The 20,721-nt window shown below is 58.2% G+C and carries 15 protein-coding genes and 3 pseudogenes; 16 read left to right on the top strand and 2 right to left on the bottom strand.

Translation table 11 applies throughout. From position 1 onward, the window contains the following. The 9 genes and pseudogenes from AQS70_RS20480 to AQS70_RS20435 all read left to right on the top strand — a co-directional run. Nucleotides 1–549: SDR family oxidoreductase (locus AQS70_RS20480; protein WP_055104565.1), on the top strand; the 549-nt coding region annotated here is incomplete at its 5' end. Between the two features lie 3 nt (nucleotides 550–552). Continuing rightward, nucleotides 553–1,188, top strand: a pseudogene (locus tag AQS70_RS20475) (fumarylacetoacetate hydrolase family protein); the annotation flags it as partial. Nucleotides 1,189–1,201: 13 nt separating this feature from the next. After that, the gene (locus AQS70_RS20470; protein WP_055104564.1) at nucleotides 1,202–2,479 is read left to right on the top strand and encodes an L-fuconate dehydratase; all 1,278 of its coding nucleotides are present in this window, start codon (nucleotides 1,202–1,204) and stop codon (nucleotides 2,477–2,479) included. Between the two features lie 33 nt (nucleotides 2,480–2,512). Continuing rightward, the gene (locus AQS70_RS20465) at nucleotides 2,513–3,376 is read left to right on the top strand and encodes an amidohydrolase family protein (RefSeq protein ID WP_055104563.1); all 864 of its coding nucleotides are present in this window, start codon (nucleotides 2,513–2,515) and stop codon (nucleotides 3,374–3,376) included. Further along, the gene (locus AQS70_RS20460; RefSeq protein ID WP_055104562.1) at nucleotides 3,373–4,149 is read left to right on the top strand and encodes an L-fucose dehydrogenase; all 777 of its coding nucleotides are present in this window, start codon (nucleotides 3,373–3,375) and stop codon (nucleotides 4,147–4,149) included. The genes AQS70_RS20465 and AQS70_RS20460 overlap by 4 nt, the downstream gene beginning before the upstream one ends. Then, nucleotides 4,146–4,481, top strand: coding sequence for an L-rhamnose mutarotase (locus AQS70_RS20455; RefSeq protein ID WP_055104561.1), 336 nt, complete (start codon nucleotides 4,146–4,148; stop codon nucleotides 4,479–4,481). Before AQS70_RS20460 ends, AQS70_RS20455 begins: the two co-directional genes overlap by 4 nt. Nucleotides 4,482–4,595: 114 nt before the next feature. Then, on the top strand, nucleotides 4,596–5,822 hold the full coding sequence (locus tag AQS70_RS20450) for a sugar MFS transporter (protein WP_055104560.1): 1,227 nt from the start codon (nucleotides 4,596–4,598) through the stop codon (nucleotides 5,820–5,822). A gap of 52 nt (nucleotides 5,823–5,874) precedes the next feature. Continuing rightward, complete coding sequence (locus AQS70_RS20445; protein ID WP_055104559.1) at nucleotides 5,875–7,191, top strand: MFS transporter; 1,317 nt, start codon at nucleotides 5,875–5,877, stop codon at nucleotides 7,189–7,191. Between the two features lie 293 nt (nucleotides 7,192–7,484). Then, a pseudogene (locus tag AQS70_RS20435) lies at nucleotides 7,485–10,505 on the top strand (M60 family metallopeptidase). 128 nt (nucleotides 10,506–10,633) lie between these two features. Here the strand turns inward: AQS70_RS20435 and AQS70_RS20430 are convergent. Both AQS70_RS20430 and AQS70_RS20425 read right to left on the bottom strand, forming a co-directional pair. Then, nucleotides 10,634–11,905 (bottom strand): MFS transporter, encoded by a 1,272-nt coding sequence (locus AQS70_RS20430; protein ID WP_055104556.1) that lies wholly within the window; start codon nucleotides 11,903–11,905, stop codon nucleotides 10,634–10,636. Between the two features lie 135 nt (nucleotides 11,906–12,040). After that, nucleotides 12,041–12,997 (bottom strand): LysR family transcriptional regulator, encoded by a 957-nt coding sequence (locus tag AQS70_RS20425; RefSeq protein ID WP_055104555.1) that lies wholly within the window; start codon nucleotides 12,995–12,997, stop codon nucleotides 12,041–12,043. 108 nt (nucleotides 12,998–13,105) lie between these two features. On the opposite strand from AQS70_RS20425, the gene AQS70_RS20420 reads away from it, so the two are divergent. From AQS70_RS20420 to AQS70_RS20390, 7 genes and pseudogenes are all read left to right on the top strand, one after another. After that, on the top strand, nucleotides 13,106–13,846 hold the full coding sequence (locus AQS70_RS20420) for an SDR family oxidoreductase (protein ID WP_055104554.1): 741 nt from the start codon (nucleotides 13,106–13,108) through the stop codon (nucleotides 13,844–13,846). Between the two features lie 88 nt (nucleotides 13,847–13,934). Then, nucleotides 13,935–14,783 carry an ureidoglycolate lyase gene (locus tag AQS70_RS20415; RefSeq protein ID WP_055104553.1) on the top strand — a complete coding sequence of 283 codons (849 nt, stop codon included), beginning with the start codon at nucleotides 13,935–13,937 and terminating at the stop codon, nucleotides 14,781–14,783. Nucleotides 14,784–14,835: 52 nt separating this feature from the next. Further along, nucleotides 14,836–15,807 carry a D-erythronate dehydrogenase gene (gene denD / locus AQS70_RS20410; RefSeq protein WP_055104552.1) on the top strand — a complete coding sequence of 324 codons (972 nt, stop codon included), beginning with the start codon at nucleotides 14,836–14,838 and terminating at the stop codon, nucleotides 15,805–15,807. 109 nt (nucleotides 15,808–15,916) lie between these two features. Beyond that, a complete protein-coding gene (locus AQS70_RS20405; RefSeq protein ID WP_055104551.1) occupies nucleotides 15,917–17,290 on the top strand; it encodes an MFS transporter in 1,374 nt (457 codons plus the stop codon). Beyond that, on the top strand, nucleotides 17,287–18,171 hold the full coding sequence (locus AQS70_RS20400) for an NAD(P)-dependent oxidoreductase (RefSeq protein WP_055104550.1): 885 nt from the start codon (nucleotides 17,287–17,289) through the stop codon (nucleotides 18,169–18,171). Before AQS70_RS20405 ends, AQS70_RS20400 begins: the two co-directional genes overlap by 4 nt. Nucleotides 18,172–18,193: 22 nt before the next feature. Beyond that, complete coding sequence (locus AQS70_RS20395) at nucleotides 18,194–19,978, top strand: IlvD/Edd family dehydratase (protein WP_055104549.1); 1,785 nt, start codon at nucleotides 18,194–18,196, stop codon at nucleotides 19,976–19,978. Nucleotides 19,979–20,052: 74 nt separating this feature from the next. Beyond that, nucleotides 20,053–20,721 (top strand): annotated as a pseudogene (locus AQS70_RS20390) (fumarylacetoacetate hydrolase); the annotation flags it as partial.

The raw sequence follows: 20,721 nt of genomic DNA, 5'->3' as shown, positions 1-20,721 counted from the left end.
GCCAATGAGCTTGGCCCGTTGAATGTGCTGTTCAACTGCGCAGGCGTGGTCCACAGCGGCACTATCTTGGAGTGCAGTGAAAACGATTGGGCGTTCGCCCTCGACCTTAACGTGACCGCCATGTATCGCATGATCCGCGCCTTTTTACCGGGCATGCTGGACAACGGCGGCGGCTCGATCATCAACATGGCCTCCGTGGCATCCAGCATCAAAGGCGTGCCCAACCGCTTTGCCTACTGCGCCAGCAAAGGTGCCGTGTTGGGGCTGACCCGCTCAGTGGCGGCGGACTTTGTGAACCAGAACATCCGCTGCAACGCCATCTGCCCCGGTACTGTCGACTCCCCTTCCCTGCGCCAGCGCATCCGCGAGCAAGCGGCGCGAGAAGGCCGCAGCGTGGACGAGGTGTATGCCGCCTTCGCCGCGCGCCAGCCCATGGGCCGGATCGGCACCGCGCAAGAAATCGCGCAACTGGCCTTGTACTTGGGCTCAAGTGCCAGCGGCTTCACCACCGGCACCACGCAAATTATCGACGGCGGCTGGAGCAACTAACGGCAGTTCATCTGCATCGGCCTCAACTACGCCGATCACGCCGCCGAAACTGGTGCGGCGATCCCGGCAAAGCCGGTGGTCTTCAACAAGTGGACCAGCGCCATTGTCGGCCCAAACGACGCCATCGAAATCCCCCGCAACTCACGTAAAACCGACTGGGAAGTCGAGCTGGGCGTAGTCATCGGCAAAGGCGGTCGTTACATCAGCGAAAGCGATGCGCTGGAGCACGTGGCCGGTTATTGCGTGATCAACGATGTCTCCGAGCGCGAGTTTCAACTGGAACTGGGCGGCACCTGGGACAAAGGCAAAGGCTGCGACACCTTCGGCCCACTCGGCCCTTGGCTGGTGACTCGCGATGAAATCGCCGACCCACACCAACTCGATCTGTGGCTAGAGGTCGACGGCAAGCGCTACCAAAACGGCAACACCCGGACGATGATTTTCCAGATCCCGAAAATCGTCAGTTACCTCAGCCAGTTCATGAGCCTGCAACCTGGCGACGTGATTTCTACCGGCACCCCGCCCGGCGTGGGTCTGGGCATAAAACCCGAACCTGTATACCTGCGCGCTGGCCAGCACATCCGCTTAGGCATCAGCGGCCTAGGTGAACAAAACCAACGCACTGTCGACGCTGACTAAGCCGGAGAACGCCATGACCACGATTACTGCCGTACGCGTTGAAGACATTCGTTTTCCCACCTCCCTGTCACTGGACGGTTCGGATGCGATGAACCCGGATCCAGACTATTCCGCGGCCTATGTCATCCTCGAAACCGACACCCCCAACCTCGAAGGCCACGGCCTGACCTTCACCATCGGCCGGGGCAACGAAATCTGCTGCGCCTCGATCAAGGCGCTGGCCGGGTTAATGGTGGGTTTAAAGCTTGATTGGATCGCCGAAGACATGGGCCGCTTCTGGCGCTACGTGACCAGCGACAGCCAACTGCGCTGGATCGGCCCGGATAAGGGCGCCATCCACTTGGCCACCGGTGCGGTGGTGAACGCAGCTTGGGATTTGTGGGCCAAGGCCGAGGGCAAGCCGGTGTGGCGCTTGGTGGCGGACATGAGCCCCGAGCAACTGGTGCGCTGCATTGATTTTCGCTACATCACCGACTGCATCACCCCTGACGAAGCGCTGACCCTGCTACGCGAACGCGCCCACGGCAAGACCGAACGCTTGGCGTTGCTCGAAGCCGAGGGTTACCCGTGCTACACCACCTCGGCTGGCTGGCTCGGTTATGCCGATGAAAAACTGCGCAGGCTGTGCCAAGAAGCCGTCGACGCGGGCTTCTCTCATATCAAATTAAAAGTCGGCCACGACCTGCATGACGATATCCGCCGGGTACGCATCGCCCGCGAAGTGATCGGCCCGCACCGCCAGTTAATGATCGACGCCAACCAAGTCTGGGAAGTCGATACCGCCATTGACTGGGTGCGTGAGTTGTCGTTCGCCAACCCATGGTTCATTGAAGAACCGACCAGCCCCGACGACGTCGAAGGTCACCGCAAAATCCGTTTGGGGGTCAGCCCAGTCAAAGTCGCGACCGGCGAAATGTGCCAGAACCGTATTGTGTTCAAGCAACTGATCATGCGCGAAGCGATTGATGTGGTGCAGATTGATGCCTGCCGCTTGGGTGGCGTTAACGAGGTACTGGCGGTGTTGCTGATGGCGGCCAAGTACAACTTACCGGTCTGTCCGCATGCCGGGGGTGTGGGTTTATGCGAATACGTCCAGCACCTGTCGATGATCGACTACCTGTGCTTTGCCGCCACGTACGAAGGCCGTGTGGTGGAGTTTGTTGACCATCTGCACGAACACTTTGAAGACCCGTGTGTGATCCGCAATGCCGCGTACATGCCACCGCAGGCACCGGGTTTCTCGATCCAGATGAAAGCCGCGTCCCGCGAGCAATACCGCTATCGGGGTTAACTCAGACTGTTGAACGGGCGGAGTACAAGAATAATGTCGTCCACACACCCATTACGGCTAGATGCGCACCAGCACTTCTGGCGCTATGACGCTGCGTCCTATCCTTGGATTGAGCGTGAGATGGCTTGCTTGCGCCGGGATTTTCAGCCCGATGACTTGCGGCCCTTGCTCGATCAGGCCGGGCTGGATGGCTGCATTGCCGTGCAGGCCCAAGCCAGCGAACACGAGACTGACCGGTTATTGCTGCTGGCCAAACGTTACCCGTGGATCTACGCCGTGGTGGGCTGGGTCGACTTGTGCGCCGCCGACCTTGAACAGTCGCTGGAACGTTGGCACCAAGCGTCGGCGTTGAGCGGTTTTCGTCATCAGCTACAAGACGAGCCCTCGCCTGCCGCGTTTATGCAAACCCCCAAGTTCAATCGGGGGCTGGCGACCTTGCAGCGTCACGGCAAAGTCTACGAAGTGCTGATCAAAGCCTGCGACCTGAGCGCGGCAACGCAACTGTGCCAGCGACACGACCAGCATCACATGGTGCTTGATCACCTCGCCAAACCCGATGTACAGGCCAACGCCCTGTCTGCGTGGGCCGAGCAATTGGCGCCATTGGCAGCCTTGGAGCATGTCAGTTGCAAGTTGTCGGGGCTGATAACCCAAGCGCACTGGCAACACTGGCGCAGCGATCAACTGACGCCATATCTGCACACCGCCCTAGAGCTGTTTGGGCCTGAACGCTTGATGTTCGGCTCAGACTGGCCTGTATGCCTGCTGGCCAGCGACTACCCCACCACCCACACCCTCATTGACAGCGTCGTGCGCACCCTCAGCGCCACACAACAATCAGCGATTTGGGGCGGCAACGCCTGCTCGATCTACGGGATTAAAGGAGTGAGCGCATGAATCTTTATCTGCAAGACAAGGTCTTTATCGTCACCGGCGGCGGGTCCGGGATTGGTGCGGCCATTTCTCTGGCGCTGGCCGATGAAGGTGCGATCCCGGTTATTTTTGGTCACAGCCCGTTGTCGGATGAACTGGCCTGCCAGTTGGATCAACGCGCCTCACACAGTCTGTTTATCCAAGTTGAATTGCGCGACGAAGACGCCTGTCGCGCCGCGGTGGCCAGTGTGCTGCAACGCTTTGGGCGTATCGACGGGTTGGTCAACAACGCGGGCGTGAATGACGGGGTGGGCTTGGAAGCAGGACGTTCAGCGTTCATCGCGTCGCTGGAAAAAAACCTGATCCATTACTACCTCATGACCCACTTGTGCGTCGACGCGCTCAAGGCCACACGCGGTTCCATCGTTAATATCAGCTCCAAAACGGCCCTCACCGGCCAAGGCGGCACCAGCGGCTATACCGCGGCCAAAGGCGCGCAATTGTCACTGACCCGCGAATGGGCCACCTCCTTGCTGCCCGACGGTATCCGTGTAAACGCAGTGATCCCGGCCGAAGTCATGACCCCGTTATACGAGCGTTGGATCAACACCTTCCCTGACCCTTCAGCCAAGTTGGCGAGCATCGTCGAGAAAATCCCGTTGGGTCAGCGCATGACCACCTGCCAAGAAATCGCCGACAGCGTGTTGTTTCTGTTGTCATCGCGCTCCTCGCACACCACCGGCCAATGGTGGGTGGTCGACGGTGGTTATACCCACTTGGACCGGGCGCTGACATGAGCCGCCAATGCTTGGCACTGGACCTCATCGACGACCCGGCGCTGATTGCCGAGTACGAGCGCTTGCACCAACACATCTGGCCGCAGATCAGTGACCACCTGCGCCCGCACGGGGTACTCGACATGCAGATTTGGCGCTTGGGCACGCGGCTGTTCATGGTCATGGACACCACCCCGGATTTCGACGCCAAGGCGTTTGCACAGGCCAGCGCCAGCGATGCCCGCGTGCAGGAATGGGAAGCGCTGATGTGGCGTTTTCAACAACCAACGCCGTGGACCCAAGCCGACGAAAAGTGGGCACCCATGACGCAAATATTCAGCCTGCCCCCGTAGGAGCTGCCGCAGGCTGCGATCTTTTGATCTTTAAACACAAAAGATCGCAGCTTGCGCCAGCGCCTACCGATGGATTCATGCAAGTCGCTGACAACAATAAAAAGGAGATGCGTCATGTCACTTAAGCACTCGAACGTTGTAGCGCCGTCCCTTGCAAAGACGGTGACGTCCTATCGCTGGGCACTGATTCTGGTGACCTGCCTGTTCTTTCTCTGGGGCCTGTCTTATGGCTTGCTGGATGTGCTGAATAAGCATTTCCAAGAGACGCTGCACGTCAGCAAGGCCCAGTCCGGCTTGCTACAAAGCGCCTACTTCGGTGCGTATTTTCTGATCGCCCTGCCCGCCGGGTTTCTGATGGACAAGTACGGCTACAAGGCTGGCATTCTGCTCGGTCTTTGCCTGTACGCGACTGGCGCGCTGCTGTTTATGCCGGCTGCCGCCGCACAAAGCTTTCAGTTCTTTTTATTCGCCCTGTTCGTGATTGCCTGCGGCCTAGGCTGCCTCGAAACCGCCGCCAACCCGTATGCCACCGTGCTGGGTTCACCTGCCGGTGCTGAGCGACGCTTGAATCTGGCGCAGTCGTTCAACGGTCTTGGGCAGTTTTTTGGCCCGCTGATTGGCGGCGCGCTGTTCTTCAGTGGCGCCAACAGCACCGACACCACGCAGTCGCTGCAAATGACATACCTCGTGATCGCGGCCATGGTGCTGCTGGTGGCTGTGCTTATCGCCCGCACTCCGCTGCCAGACCTGCGCGAGCAAGAAACCAAAGCCCAACACCTCAGCGACAAAAGCCTGTGGCAGCACCGCGAGTTCGTCACCGGGGTGATCACACAGTTCTTTTACGTCGGCGCGCAAGTCGGGGTTGGGGCATTTTTTATCAACTACGTCACCGAACATTGGGCCCACATGAGCAGCCAGCAAGCAGCGTATCTGCTCTCGGTCGCCATGCTCAGCTTCATGTTTGGGCGCTTTTTCAGCACTTGGTTAATGGGCCGTATCAACGCCCAGCGCCTGCTGCTGATTTACGCGCTGATCAACGTGGCCCTGTGTGCTGTGGTCGTAATGGGCGTTGAAGGCGTATCAGTGGTGGCGCTGATAGCGACGTTCTTTTTTATGTCGATCATGTTCCCGACGCTGTTCGCCATGGGCGTTAAAAACCTCGGCCCCCATACCAAGCGCGGCAGCTCATTCATGATCATGGCCATTGTCGGCGGCGCCCTGTTGCCCTATGTGATGGGCATGCTCGCCGACCACGCCTCGACCGCGATGGCTTATCTGTTGCCGATGGGCTGTTTTGTCATCGTGGCGGCCTATGCCCGCGCGGCCTTGAAAACACGTTAATCGCTGTACCCTTGTTGCTGTACTCCACAAAAAAAAATAATCGGAGCTACTCATGTCTAACTCTGTGTTGAATCAGGCGCTCAGCAAGATTCGTTGGCGCATCCTGCCCTTTGTCGCCTTGATGTTCGCGATGGCAATTATTGACCGATCGAACATTGGCTTTGCCAAACATGCCTTACAAGCTGACACCGGCCTGAGTAACGCCGCGTTTGCCTTGGGCGCGGGTATTTTCTTTATCGGCTATGCCGTCTTTGAAGTGCCCAGCAACCTGATGCTGCACAAAATTGGCGCGCGCATCTGGCTGAGCCGGATCATGATCACTTGGGGGCTGGTGTCGGCGGCAATGATGTTTGCCCACAACGAAACCAGCTTCTACATCCTGCGGTTCTTGCTCGGCGTGGCCGAAGCAGGCCTGTCGCCGGGCGTGGTGCTGTACCTCACCTACTGGTTCCCGCAGAACAAGCGCGGCGCGGCCTACGGCATTTACTACTTCGGGGTGCCAGTGTCATTAATGATCGGAGGCCCGGTGTCGGGCTGGCTGCTGGAAAGCGCGCAGTTTGGCCTGACCGGCTGGCAATGGATGTTCGTTACCGAAGGTCTCGCCGCCTCGGTGATCGGCGTGTTTGCGCTGTTCTACCTCACTGACAAACCGCGCACGGCCAAATGGCTGAGCAACGAAGAAAAAGCTGCCGTCGAGCACGAACTGGAAAAGGAACACCTGCTCAAGACCGACAAAGGCCCGTCATCGTGGCGTGCTGCGCTGATCAACCCGACGGTGCTGTACTTCACCCTGATCTACTTCACGATCCAGGTCAGCGTATACGGCGTGTTGTTTTACCTGCCGACGCGAATTGCCGAGTTGCTCGGCACCGGCATTGGTCTGGAGGTTGGCCTGTTGACGTCCATCCCGTGGATTGCCACCGTCACCGTGCTGTATGCCGTGACCCGCTACGCCGACCGCAAAGGCCAACAAACCCGGTTCGCCGCACTCATGCTGGCGTTGGCGGCGGTGGGCATGGTCGGTTCGACCTTGAGCGCCAGCCTGCCGTTGGTGATCCTGGCGTTCTGCCTGGCGGCAGCCGGATTCATCACCGTACAACCGTTGTTCTGGACCTTACCGACCCGCTTCCTCAGTGGCGCCGCCGCGGCCAGCGGCATCGCCGTGATTGGCGCGCTGGGCAACCTCGGCGGCTTTCTCGCGCCGACGGTCAAAACCTGGGCCGAACAACAGTTCGACAGTGCTCATGCCGGGATGTACTTCCTGGCGGGTACAGCACTGGTGGGGACATTGATGTTGTTGCGCTCGGCCAGAAAAGCAAGCGCGCCGGGCAAACAGACCAACGCAACTCAAGTGGCGCGATCAGCCTGACGGCTTTAAGTGGGAGCGGGCTTGCTGGCCCTAGCCGTGACGACACCGCGGCTTGGACTGGCACACCGTTTCTCCTGCACTGATCGCGAAACGTCGAAACACCCGTTCCAAAGCACGTCGCCAATCTGCGGCACGACAGGTTCGCGCACCATCATCCCACTCAATAAAACCCACAAAAATCAGCCTGCATTAAGTCTAAAAACTATAAAAAACTGTAACTTCTAACAGTAGTAATTAATACGCATCCCTCCACACTCAACCTGTCTAGTGCACCCTCATCGACAGGACGACTCATGACCTCATCCTCGCCAAGTGTTTCTGACATCACAGAAATCACTCATCTACAGTTGATCATCAAATACGGGAAATCCACGCTTCTCGCTAAAGCCCTCGGAGATGCAAAGGCGGCTGCAAGAGCGGAGGGACTCCGGTTTCCTCATAGCAACTTCCAACCCACAGGGCGATACGCCAAGAAAGGAACCCCCCTTACGATTACTGTGTCACCCTCCATCAGTGGCCTGGAAGTTGTAATCGGGCAATATGGAGTCTATGCAAACCTGAACAATGGAGTTTCAACCCAACCCATTTCCCATAGCTTGAATGCTGGTGCCAATAGGATAGTCGCCCCAATAGATGGCATGGTCTACATTCAAAATCGGCGATCCAGTGGTGATGCCTTCGTCGAAATTGAAGGAGGATACCCCATCCCTACTTTCATTAAGGGTGTGACGACCCGAGACGAATTCAACTTACAAATTTTGCAGTGGAACCTAGCCCCTTTCATTGAACTTATTGGTGAATATATTCACGCCAATTTTCAATATGCGAAGGCTGTGATTGACCTGATAGCTCAACCAACCAATCTTGACCGAAGAATCGCCATGATGGACGAAGTGGTCGCCTACACCAATGCGCACTTCGGGCTGTCCAGATACGCACTTGATTGCGCTCATAAATCATCTCACTACATGTACATCGCTAATCCCGATGAGGGGGCCGGCTATGCATCAGCCACTTCTTACCGCATCACATTTCAAATATCGACTGGCGCTGGCACCACAATTCTCGTTGGCTCAGAAAATGATCAATTTGGCCTTTATCACGAAGTTGGCCATACGTATCAAATGAATGAAAACAGATGGAGTGGTTTGGGTTAAATCACCAACAATGTCTCTTCGTTAACGGTACAAGAAGCGCAGGGCTACCCCAACTACCTTGACGTAGACTCGGTCCGCGAAGATGTTGCGATATTTCGGAAAACTCCGATTGCCCAACGAGACTTTGAAGATATTGGAAGCAATGACAGGCTCAAGGTTTTAATGTTTGATCAACTGCGCCGTGGCTTCGGAAATAACTTTTATGCCCATTTGTCTCAGCAGTTTCGTATTGAGAATGCGAAGGGCATCCCCGAACCCGTCAACGACTTTGCTGTTCGGCAGCACTTTATGGTGACAGCAGCAAACGTCACGGGGCGAAATTTAACACCATTCTTTGAGGAGTGGGGGATGCAGATGGATGACGCGACCCGTAGCGAACTCGCCAAGTTTCCTGACCTCAAGGAAAAAATCTGGAACAACTTCGATCGGAAAACCGACAAACTTGAGCGCAACCTTCCACCACTCGAGGTTCCCTGCACGCTAACAAGCCCTGTGCAGGGGGCGATTTTTGGTGTGGGGCACATGCCAAAATACAGGGGCAAAGGCGCTCCCGGTGCCACGATCACCGTTGAGCAGGGCCTGCGCTCTGGCGGATGGGAAGAGGTAGGCACCGCCACCGTCGATAGCTCAGGGGACTGGTCCTTATTAGGCGCTGGCCTGACGGCTGGTGAACGTGAAGCGCGGGCAACACAAACTAACGGAGGGTCTGGCTTCGCAAGAAACACCTTCACCGTCATGGATAAAATGCCCCGTTATCCTGTCACATTGACGTCTCCCGCCGGGGGCGCATCGTTTGATGTTAATCACGAGCCTGTCTATCGCGGCAGAGGGACCCCCGGTACGGCTGTGACCATTGAACAGGGCCCGCTCACGGGTGCGTGGTATAACGTTGGAACGGCCTATGTCAATATCAACGGTGACTGGTCCCTCTCAGGAGAGAAACTCACTGCCGGCAAACGCGAAGTGCGAGTGACACAACAATATGGCGGCGATTGCTTCGCATCCAACAGCTTTACAGTCACTGAACGGATTGAGCACCCGGTGACATTAACTTCACCTGCAGAGGGTGCTGTTATTGATCCGGATCATTTTCCCAGATACAGCGGCAGTGCAACGCCTGGCGCCATCATCACTGTTCATCAAGGCGAGATTACTGGCGGCTGGTCCTATGTGGGAACAATCACCGTCGATAGCTCTGGGGAATGGTCCTTGATCGGCCAGAATCTCCCGGCTGGCGAGCGCGAAGCGCGAGCGATACAGGAGAGTAATGGGAGTAGTTCCCATTACAATCCCTTCACAGTGAAGCACGTGGTTAAGGTTCCTATCACCTTAACGACGCCTGCCGCCGGGGCTTCTTTTGATGAAAGCCACCTCCCCGTATACAGCGGTAAGGGAACTCCCAATGCCACAATCACTGTTGAGCAGGGCCTGCGCACTGGCAATTGGTTCACAGTGGGAGCAACCATCGTCAATCCTTCGGGGAACTGGTCTTTGACTGGCCACCAGCTTGCATTTGGTCAGCGCGAAGTACGGGCGACACAGAACTACGATTCTTCCGATTTTGTGCGGCGCGACTTCACAGTCACCAGGGAGGTGGCCCCAGTGACCTTAACCTCGCCTGAAGAGAGTGCGGTGTTTGAAGAAAACTCCCTCCCTCTCTATGCCGGCAGGGGGACGCCAGGCGCCTTGGTCATCATTGAGGACGGACCAAAAGGGGGGAGTTGGAATTCAGTCGGCACCACTTGGGTTGATCACTCCGGTGACTGGTCCCTCACCGGCCATAGACTTGGCGTAGGAGAAAAAGTCATCCGGGCGACCCAGTACATCGGCGGTGAAAGCAGCTCTGACAAAGTCTACTTCTCCGTAAAGGATCAAGGTCCTCTAGAGTTCCCGACGCCCCCTCGGAACCTGCGTTATGAATGGACGTCAGCGACAACATGTCGGTTAAGTTGGGACTCTTCTACCGGAGACAGCAATGAAGACAAAATGACGTACTACATCACTCTACGGTCCTCGATATGGCATCCAACAAAGGATACTGCCTACAATTTCACAGGGGCTATTCTACCCAGCTATACGGCTCATGTTTACGCGACCCAACTAAGCCCCGAAGGAGTCAAGCGATCCGAGGAAATAACCGTGGTTGTGAAGCGTTAAAGAAACAATCCCACTTAAACCTGCCGGTGCTGCAGTGTTGAAAGGAAGCGTTCAACACTGCATCGGTCGAGGTCTGCGACTCAATTTTTATAGATCAAAATATCGCGAGGCAAGCTCGCTCAGAGTCTTTAGGCAGTAGCAGGCGCCCTCCCCATCCGCGATACCGGCGCCGCAGGCTCTTTAAGCAGTGCAAAGTAGGCAAACGCCGAGCACACGGCAACCACCGCACTGATCACAAACGCTGAAGAAAACGAGCCCGTCTGTTGCACGCTGAAGCCCGTGAGGATGGGGGCAATCGAGCCTGCCAAGTAGCCACCAAAATTTTGGATCGAACCAAACGAGGCCACTCGCTCAGACGGCACGATGGTGTTGACGATCATCCACGCGGTGGCGCTGGAGATGTTGATGAAGAACATGGTCAGGCACAGCAGTACGACGCACGCGACCACGTTGGTGGTGAAGGCCACGATCAAGGTAAACAACGCCCCGCCGAGCAAGCCCAAGATCACCATCAGTTTGCGGCTGGCAAGTACGCGCATGCCGCGCGCCACCAGTTTGTCGCAGCAGCGCCCAGCAACGATGGTGCCCAATGCACCAAACAAGTAAGCCAGTGACACCACCCAAGCGGTGCGATACAGGTCTAGGCCATGTTCGCGCTCAAAGTAACCCGGCAACCAGGTCAAGTTAAGCCAGATCATGTAGATCACGCCCATAAAACCAAGAAACGCGCCCCAGGTGTTGCGGTCTTTAAACAGTGAGGTCCAGCGCATTTTTGGCGCTGCTTTGTGTTGCACCGCCACCGGTTCTGCACGGCCGGTGGCGGCCATGTATTCGGCTTTGCTTTTGTAGAATTTGAACCAGCACACCGCCAGTACCAAGCCGATTACGCCGGTCAGGATAAACATCCCACGCCAGCCCAGATGCACCATAAACAAGGTGAGCAAAGGCGGCGCCAAGCAGGGGCCAATGCAGGTCGACGACCAGACCCAGCCGGTGGCCGTACCGCGTTCTTGGGTGTCGAACCACTCGGACAATGCCTTGGCCGCTGACGGGAACACCGGCGCTTCGCCAATGCCCAGTAACACCCGCAACCCCACCAAATGCCCGTAACTGCTGAACAAGCCAAAGGCTGCTTGTGCCACCGACCACACCACCAGCGAGCCGCCCAAGGCGAGCTTGCTACCGAGCTTGTCGATCAGCGCGCCAAGGGGCAGTTGCGAAAAGGCGTAGGCGATGGAAAAGGCCGAGAGCATGACGCCCATTTGCATCGGACTGATGGCCAAGTCTTTTTGGATGGTGGTGTTCGCGATGGAGAGCGCACTGCGATCGAGGTAGTTAACGACACCAATCAAGAACAGAAAAAAGATAGTCAGCGTTTTGTAGCTTTTTATTGTTTTCATACGCGCCTCTTGTGAGCGATGGCGCCCTACTCAACAGCGCCTACAGGGCCGCGTTCGAGTGGGCGACTGGCACTTTAGATGCCCGCATGCGCGCTGCCCAATCACAAGATCCCATCAGTTAATAACCTCGAGTTATCAAGGTGTCTGCTGAGCGCCTCGCAGGGCATCTGAGCCGTTTAACAAGGCGTCGATAAAGGCTTGCATCGCCCAACTGGGCGGCTCGTTGCGGCGGGTGATGATGCCGTAGTCGGCCAACACCAACGGAAACGGCAGCGCCAAGCGGGTCAAGCGCCCGGCCTGAACTTCTGGCTCGGCCATGGACTCAGCCAACATCGCGACCATCGGGGCGGTTTGCAACAATTGCATGGTGGTTTGCAGTGACACGGTTTCGACGGTGTTTTCTGGGGTTTGCATGCCTGCCTCGACAAAGGCCCGTTCCAGTCGGGCGCGCATCGGCGTGCCGGTTGGGTAGACCACCCACGGCCAACTGCCGAGGTCAGTCAGAGGGATTTCACTGGCACCCGCCAAGGGATGCTGACTGCCCGTCACCAAGCACAGCGGCTCTGGGGCCAAGGCCTGAAAATCGAATAACTCACGATGGCGGTCTAGGGTGAAGCGCGCCACCACTAAGTCCAGCTCCTTGTGTTCGAGCATGGTCAGCATATTGGCGCTGGTGCCTTCTAGCACTTCGATGGAGAGTAGAGGCCATTGCTGCTTGACCTCAACAATGGCGGTGGGCACCGCAATCGCCGTGGCCGCGTAGATGGTGCCGACTTTTAAGAAACCATGCCCGCCTTGGCGCAGATGGTTGATCTGACCGACGAACTGTTGGGTGTCGTTGAGGGCTATTTGCGCAAAGCGCGCGACGTGGCTCCCCAGATCGGTGAGCGACATGCTGCGTGGCAAACGCTGGAACACATCAAAACCCAATTGATGCTCTATCTCGCGCAGCATCTTGCTGACCGCCGGCTGGCTGATGTTCATTTCTTGCGCCGTGGCGTGCATGTTTTGGGTACGAGCCAAGGTGTCGATCAACACTAAGTGGCGGAATCGTAACCAGTTGCACAGTTGATTGAACGCGACATCCGCCATCCGATAACCTCCCGTTATTGAGGCTTGAGAATATCTCATTGGCGATTATCGCAGCGCAACATTAGTGTGGGCCGCATAAGAACCCATAAAAACAATGGATCTGCACTCATGAACCTCGCCAACAAACGCGTTTTAATCACCGCGGCAGCAAACGGCATTGGTCGCGCGACGGTACTGGCCCTGCGTGATGCAGGTGCCTCGGTGATCGCCACCGACTTGAATATAGAAACGCTGCAAGACATCCCCGGCATTCAAGCCCTGCAACTGGACGTCACCCAAGCCTCTGCCATTGACACAATCAGCCAGCAGGTCGGCACCCTCGACGTGCTGTTCAACTGCGCAGGTTACGTGCACAGCGGCGCCTTGCTGGAGTGCGACGAACAGGCCTGGCAGTTTTCTTTCGACCTCAATGTCACGGCCATGTACCGCATGATCCGCGCCTTTTTGCCGGGCATGCTGGCGGCAGGCGCAGGCAGCATCATCAACATGGCGTCGGTGGCCTCCAGTGTCAAAGGCGTGCCCAACCGTTTTGCCTACACCGCCAGCAAAGCGGCGGTTATTGGCTTGACCAAATCGGTGGCCAGCGATTACATCAGTCAAGGGATTCGCTGTAACGCTATTTGTCCGGGCACTGTGGACTCGCCGTCGCTGCGTCAACGTATTGCTGAACAGGCCCGTGAACAAGGGCGCACGGAGGCTGAGGTGTATCAAGCCTTTGTCGCCCGCCAACCCATGGGCCGCATCGGTAACGCTGACGAAATCGCCCAGTTGGTGCTGTACCTGGCCAGCGACGCTAGCAGCTACACCACCGGCACTACCCAGATCATTGATGGCGGCATGAGCAATTAACGAACCATGCAGGAGCGAGCTTTTAAAAAGATCGCGAGCAAGCTCGCTCCTACACCGAATCAGTTTTCAACTTTGAACAGGAGCTTTTATGAAACTGCTGCGCTACGGCGAAAAAGGTCAGGAAAAACCCGGTCTGCTGGATGACCAAGGCAATATCCGCGATCTTTCAGCGCATATCAGCGATGTGGCCGGAAAGGCACTTGAGCCTGCAAGCCTCGAAGCGCTGCGTAAGATCGACCCGGCCAGCCTGCCGCTGGTTAGCGGTTCACCGCGCATCGGCGCCTGCGTAGGCCAAGTCGGTAAATTCATCTGTATCGGCCTTAACTACGCCGACCACGCCGCCGAGTCGGGGCTGGCAGTGCCGTCTGAGCCGGTGATTTTCAACAAGTGGACCAGCGCCATTAGCGGCCCCAACGATGATGTGCAAATCCCCCGTGACTCGGTCAAAACCGACTGGGAAGTCGAACTGGGCGTGGTGATTGGTAAAGGCGGTCGTTACATCGACGAAAGCAACGCCCTAGACCACGTGGCCGGTTACTGCGTGATCAACGATGTGTCTGAGCGTGAATGGCAACTGGAGCGCGGCGGCACGTGGGACAAAGGCAAGGGTTTTGACACCTTCGGCCCGATTGGCCCGTGGCTGGTGACCCGCGATGAAATCAGTGATCCACACCAACTTAACCTTTGGCTTGAGGTCGACGGACAGCGCTACCAGAACGGCAATACCAACACCATGGTGTTCCAGATCCCGGCGCTGATTGCTTACTTGAGCCGCTGCATGTCACTGCAACCCGGCGATGTGATTTCCACCGGCACGCCACCGGGTGTGGGGCTTGGGATTAAACCTGAGCCGGTGTTTCTGCGCGCGGGTCAGCAGATGCGCTTAGGCATTCAGGGCCTTGGCGAGCAAAGCCAGCGCACCGTACAAGCCGACTGATCCAACTCCCGGTTCTCCACCACAGAACAACTATAAGAAGCAGGAACAACACATGCGCATTCTGATCACTGGCGGCACTGGTTTTATCGGCAAGCAATTGGCTCAAAAACTGCTGGATTTGAACACGTTGACCTTGGAAGGCGAAGCGCCGCGCAGCATTGAGCGCATCGTGCTATTTGACGCCTTTGCGGGCGAGGACGTGCCCAGCGATCCACGCATTGAACTGGTCACCGGCGATGTGGCTGACCCTGAGGTGATCGCCCGCGTGACCGATGGTGTTGATTTGGTATGGCATTTGGCGGCAGTGGTCAGCTCAGCGGCTGAGGCCGATTTTGATCTGGGCATGCAGGTGAACTTGCACGGCCTGATGCTGTTGCTCGAAACCCTGCGCAAACAAGGCACCGCGCCGCGTCTGGTGTACGCCAGCGGCTTTGCCGTGTTTGGCGGCAAGCTGCCAGACGTGGTCGATGACGACACCGTACTCACCCCGCAATCGTCTTATGGCATGCAAAAAGCCGTGGGCGAATTGCTGGTGGCCGACTATGCCCGCAAAGGTTTTGTTGATGGTCGCGTATTGCGCCTGCCGACCGTGGCTGTGCGCCCCGGCAAACCGAATAAAGCGGCCTCGACCTTCTTCAGTTCAATTATTCGTGAGCCGCTGGTGGGCTTGCCCGCCGTGTGCCCTGTGCGCCCAGACACCCGTGTGTACCTGACCTCGCCACGACGCATTGTCGAGTCGATGTTGCTGGGTATGACGCTGTCACCACAGACTTTAGGCGGCGAGCGCATCATTCCATTGCCGGGCGTGACCACCACCGTGGCCGACATGGTCGCAGCGCTGCAACGCGTGGCCGGTGAGCAAGCGACTCAACTGATTCGTTGGGAGCCGGACGCGACTATTCAGCGCATTGTTGAAAGTTGGCCGAGCAAGGTTCAAGCGCCGAGTGCTCGTGCGTTGGGCTTTAACGCCGACCCGGACTTCGACGCCATCGTGCGTGCGCACATAGAAGACACTGCTAACTGATTCCCCTTGTAGAAACGAGCATGCTCGGGATCTTTTAAGCATAAAAAGATCGTGAGCACGCTCGCTCTTACAGGAAGAAAAACAACAATAAAAATTGAGGCTGTGCGATATGACCACACCACTTGCAGATGTCTCTGACATCGAACAACAAACGATCAAACGCGTTACCAAACGCATGATCCCCTTTTTGATTCTGTTGTTTGTGGTCGCCTTCCTGGACCGGAACAACGTGGGCTTCGCCGCGCTGCGGATGAACGATGACATCGGTATCAGCCAGACCTTGTATGGCCTGGGTGCAGGGATTTTCTTCCTCGGCTACTTCATTTTCGAAGTGCCAAGTAACGTGTTGCTGCACCGCTACGGCGCTCGCGTGTGGATCGCCCGGATCATGGTGACCTGGGGCATCATCGCCGGCGCGATGGGCTTTTTGCAGACGCCGGTGCATTTTGTCTCGCTGCGTTTTCTACTGGGTATCGCTGAAGCCGGTTTCTTTCCGGGGGTGATTTACCTGCTGTCGCTGTGGTTCCCGAGCCGCTATCGCGCCCGCATGATCGCCACCTTTTACCTCGGCGTACCTATCGCTCAAGTGATCGGCGCACCGCTGTCTGTGGGTCTGATGGAAATGGGCGACGCGCTGGGCTTCGTCGGCTGGCGCCTGATGTACATCGTCGAAGCCATCCCGGCGGTGATTCTCGGCGTGGTCTGCTACTTCTACCTCACCGACCACCCGCACCAAGCGCATTGGCTGACCGACCAGCAACGCAACTGGCTGATCAACACCCTAGAACATGAAGAGCGCAATAAGCCGCTGGTGGTGGGCATTCAACCGACCAAATGGCAGATGATCCGCAAGGCGCTGTCCAGCCGTCAGGTGTGGCTGTTGGCGCTGGTGTACTTCGGGATCACTTCGGGCTCCAACGCCATGAACTTCTTTATGCCAACGGTGCTGGCGTCTTTCCGTGGTTCGTTCGGGCTGGAAATCGGCCTGATGCAAAACGGCTTGATCACCGCCATTCCTTACGCCGTCGCTGCCGTTGCCATGATCTGGTGGAGCCGCCGCTCGGACCGTCTGCAAGAGCGCCACTGGCATGCGGGCGGTGCTGCGATGCTGGCCGCCGTGGCTATCGCCGTGGCCCTGTGGCTCAACCAGCCGTGGATCATCGTCATCGGTTTCATCTTGTTGGCGGTGGGCGTTTACAGCGCGATCAACGTGTTCTGGGCTGTACCGGGGCAAGTGCTGACCGGCCTTGGGGCCGCCGCAGGGATTGGCCTGATCAACTCCATCGGTAACCTCAGCGGCTTTATTGGCCCTTACCTCACGGGCTACCTGTTCAACCTGACCGGCAGCTACACCCCGGGTTTCTTGGTGATTGCTGCGCTGGTCGGCGCCGGTGGCTTGGGCATGGTCTTTATGCCGCGCAACAAAGTGACGCTGGGTAATGCGTCGAGCCCAGCGACATCAACCGTGGGAGGCAAGGCATGAGCCTGCAAACTGTAGCGTTTATTGGCACCGGGATCATGGGCCAGCCCATGGCCCGCAACCTGTTGCACGCGGGCTATCCGGTTCGGGTCTGGAACCGTTCTGCGGCCAAGGCTCAGGAGTTGTCTGCACAAGGCGCCGAGGTGTTTAACACCCCGGCCCAGGCCGCCGAAGGCGCTGACGTGCTGATCTGTATGCTCAGCGATGGCCCAACTTGCGATGAGGTGCTGTTTGCTGAAAACGGCGCCGCCCAGGCCTTGGCCACGGGTGCGCTGGTGGTGGTGATGAGTTCGATCCCGGTCGACACCGCCGTCGCGCAAGCCCGTCTCAGCGCTGAGCTGGGGTTGGGTTACCTCGACGCTCCGGTATCGGGCGGCGAGCGCGGGGCTCGCGAAGCCAGCTTGGCGATTATGGTCGGCGGCGAAACCGCCGCCTTCGAGCAAGGTCGCCAGGTATTGGCGGCCATGGGCCGGCCGGTGCACGTCGGCCCAGCGGGAACTGGCGAGCTGTCGAAGCTGGTCAATCAGCTGATCGTCGCCAGCACCATTGCCACCGTCGCCGAAGGTCTGCTGCTGGCCGAACGCGGCGGTGCCGACCCCTCCAAGGTGCACGAAGCCTTGATGGGCGGTTTTATCGACTCACCGATCTGGCGGCAACACGGTCAGCGCATGCTGAGCAACGACTTCACCCCCGGTGGCCCCGCCAAATGGCAACTCAAAGACACCCGCACAGCCTTGGCCCAAGCGCAGAAGCTAGGCTTGTCGCTGCCAGTGGCAAGCTTGGTCGACGGTCTGTTTGCTGCGATGGTCGAGGCCGGTGACGGCGAACTCGATCATGCCGGGCTGATCCGCCAGATACGCCGCAACAACACATTGCCTGAATAAAAATATTTTGCTGGAGCCTGCCATGACCCAATCTTCCCCACGCCGCCTGCGCAGCCAGTTATGGTTCGATGACCCCAGCCATGCTGACCTTACCGCGCTGTACGTTGAACGCTACATGAACCAAGGGCTGACCCGCGCCGAACTGCAATCGGGGCGGCCTATTATCGGTATCGCGCAAACCGGCAGCGACCTGACGCCCTGCAACCGGCATCACATTGAATTGGCCAAGCGAGTCAAGGACGGGATCCGTGACGCAGGCGGGATCCCGATGGAGTTTCCGGTCCATCCGATTGCTGAACAATCGCGTCGCCCGACCGCCGCGCTGGACCGCAACTTGGCGTATCTGGGGCTGGTCGAAGTGCTGCATGGCTATCCGCTGGATGGCGTGGTGCTGACTACCGGCTGTGACAAAACCACCCCCGCGTGCCTGATGGCAGCGGCCACCACCGACCTGCCGTCCATCGTGCTGTCGGGCGGCCCCATGCTCGACGGTTGGCATAAAGGCCAGCGCATCGGCTCCGGCACCGTGCTGTGGCATGCGCGTAATTTGCTCAGTGCAGGAGAAATCGACTACGAGGGGTTTATGACCCTGACCACCGCTTCATCGCCGTCGGTGGGCCACTGCAACACCATGGGCACCGCGCTGTCGATGAACGCGCTGGCCGAAGCATTGGGCATGTCATTGCCCGGCTGTGCAAGTATTCCGGCGCCCTACCGCGAGCGCGGGCAAATGGCTTACGCCACCGGCATGCGCATCGTTGATCTGGTGCGCGAAGACGTACGTCCGTCGCAGATCATGACTCACGCGGCCTTTGAAAACGCTATCGCCGTGGCCTCGGCACTCGGCGCGTCTACCAACTGCCCGCCGCACCTGATTGCTATTGCCCGACACAGCGGCATCGACCTGTCACTGGATGACTGGCAGCGCGTGGGTGAAGACGTCCCGTTGCTGGTTAACTGCATGCCCGCCGGTGAATACCTGGGTGAAAGCTTCCACCGTGCCGGTGGTGTGCCAGCGGTGATGCACGAGCTGGACAAAGTGGGCCGCCTGCACCGCGACTGCCTGACAGTGAGCGGGCGCAACATGGGCGACGTGGTGGCCGATTGCGTGACCGGCGACCGCGACGTGATCCGCTCCTACGAAGACCCCTTGATGCACCGCGCGGGCTTTATCGTGCTCAGCGGCAACTTCTTCGACAGCGCGATCATGAAGATGTCGGTGGTCGGCGAAGCCTTTCGCAGCACCTACCTCAGCGATCCGGAACGGCCCAACAGTTTTGAAGCGCGCGCCATCGTCTTCGAAGGGCCGGAGGACTATCAGGCCCGCATCAACGACCCGTCGCTGGAGATTGATGAGCGCTGCATTCTGGTGATTCGTGGCTGCGGCACCGTGGGTTTCCCTGGCAGTGGCGAGGTGGTGAACATGACCCCGCCGTCCGCCATGATTAAGGCAGGCATCGACTCCTTACCGTGCATGGGCGACGGTCGTCAAAGCGGCACCTCGGCCAGCCCGTCCATCCTTAACATGTCCCCAGAGTCGGCGGTGGGCGGTGGTTTATCGTTGCTGCGCACCGGCGATCGCCTGCGCGTCGACCTCAACGCCCGCAGTGTGAACCTGCTGGTCGATGAAGCCGAACTCGACGAGCGCCGCCAAGAGCCGTTGCCACCGCTGGCCCCGTCGCAAACCCCGTGGCAGGAACTGTACCGCCAACTGGTCGGCCAATTATCCACCGGCGGCTGCCTAGAACCGGCGACCTTGTACTGGCGCGTGATCCCAGAAAACGGCCCGCCCCGCCACTCTCACTAATGACACGACCTCCCTTGTAGGCGCTGCGACAGCGCCTACAGGACGGATTCGCCCAAAATTTAAGGAATACGCCCATGACAACCTTGCAGCTGACGATTGAAAACTCCCTGCCACACGACTGGCAACGGGCAACATTGGTGGGTCGCGTATGGCTCCCCGGCGAGCGTGGCGGCCCGGCGGTGGTGGTGATTCGTGACGGCGAAGTGCTCGACTGCAGCGCCCACTTCCCGACCCTGAGCCTGCTGCTCGATACCGAAAAACCGTTGCATCGCGTGCGTGAAATCAATGGCACTTCACTGGGCTCGGTTCACGACCTGCTGGCCAACAGCGGTGAACAGCGCGACCTAGCAAAACCTTATCTGCTGGCCCCGACTGACCTGCAAGTGATCAAGGCTGCGGGGGTAACGTTTGCCTCAAGCATGATCGAACGAGTGATCGAAGAAAAAGCCGGTGGCGACGCCCTGCGCGCCGAAGAGATTCGCGCTTTGGTGCAAACCGCCATCGGCGACAACCTGCGCAACCTGAAACCCGGCTCCCCCCAAGCGATGAGCCTCAAGAAGGTGCTGATCGAGCAAAAAATGTGGTCGCAATACCTTGAAGTCGGAATTGGCCCGGACGCTGAAATCTTCACCAAGGCGCCGATATTGGCCGCCATAGGTAGCGGCAACGCAATTGGCATCCACCCCGGCTCCAGTTGGAACAACCCCGAGCCAGAAGTGGTGTTGGCGGTCGACAGTCGCGGC

This window comes from Pseudomonas endophytica, from assembly GCF_001411475.1.
In the GTDB taxonomy this organism is placed as follows: domain Bacteria; phylum Pseudomonadota; class Gammaproteobacteria; order Pseudomonadales; family Pseudomonadaceae; genus Aquipseudomonas; species Aquipseudomonas endophytica.
This window is presented reverse-complemented; position numbering and strand designations above follow the sequence as displayed.

Coding starts and splice junctions, on each gene's coding strand:
- AQS70_RS20420 (WP_055104554.1), top strand. CDS start 13,106: ATGAACCTCGCCAACAAACGCGTTTTAATCACCGCGGCAGCAAACGGC.
- AQS70_RS20465 (WP_055104563.1), top strand. CDS start 2,513: ATGTCGTCCACACACCCATTACGGCTAGATGCGCACCAGCACTTCTGG.
- AQS70_RS20405 (WP_055104551.1), top strand. CDS start 15,917: ATGACCACACCACTTGCAGATGTCTCTGACATCGAACAACAAACGATC.
- AQS70_RS20395 (WP_055104549.1), top strand. CDS start 18,194: ATGACCCAATCTTCCCCACGCCGCCTGCGCAGCCAGTTATGGTTCGAT.
- AQS70_RS20415 (WP_055104553.1), top strand. CDS start 13,935: ATGAAACTGCTGCGCTACGGCGAAAAAGGTCAGGAAAAACCCGGTCTG.
- denD (WP_055104552.1), top strand. CDS start 14,836: ATGCGCATTCTGATCACTGGCGGCACTGGTTTTATCGGCAAGCAATTG.
- AQS70_RS20455 (WP_055104561.1), top strand. CDS start 4,146: ATGAGCCGCCAATGCTTGGCACTGGACCTCATCGACGACCCGGCGCTG.
- AQS70_RS20425 (WP_055104555.1), bottom strand. CDS start 12,997: ATGGCGGATGTCGCGTTCAATCAACTGTGCAACTGGTTACGATTCCGC.
- AQS70_RS20400 (WP_055104550.1), top strand. CDS start 17,287: ATGAGCCTGCAAACTGTAGCGTTTATTGGCACCGGGATCATGGGCCAG.
- AQS70_RS20445 (WP_055104559.1), top strand. CDS start 5,875: ATGTCTAACTCTGTGTTGAATCAGGCGCTCAGCAAGATTCGTTGGCGC.
- AQS70_RS20470 (WP_055104564.1), top strand. CDS start 1,202: ATGACCACGATTACTGCCGTACGCGTTGAAGACATTCGTTTTCCCACC.
- AQS70_RS20460 (WP_055104562.1), top strand. CDS start 3,373: ATGAATCTTTATCTGCAAGACAAGGTCTTTATCGTCACCGGCGGCGGG.
- AQS70_RS20430 (WP_055104556.1), bottom strand. CDS start 11,905: ATGAAAACAATAAAAAGCTACAAAACGCTGACTATCTTTTTTCTGTTC.
- AQS70_RS20450 (WP_055104560.1), top strand. CDS start 4,596: ATGTCACTTAAGCACTCGAACGTTGTAGCGCCGTCCCTTGCAAAGACG.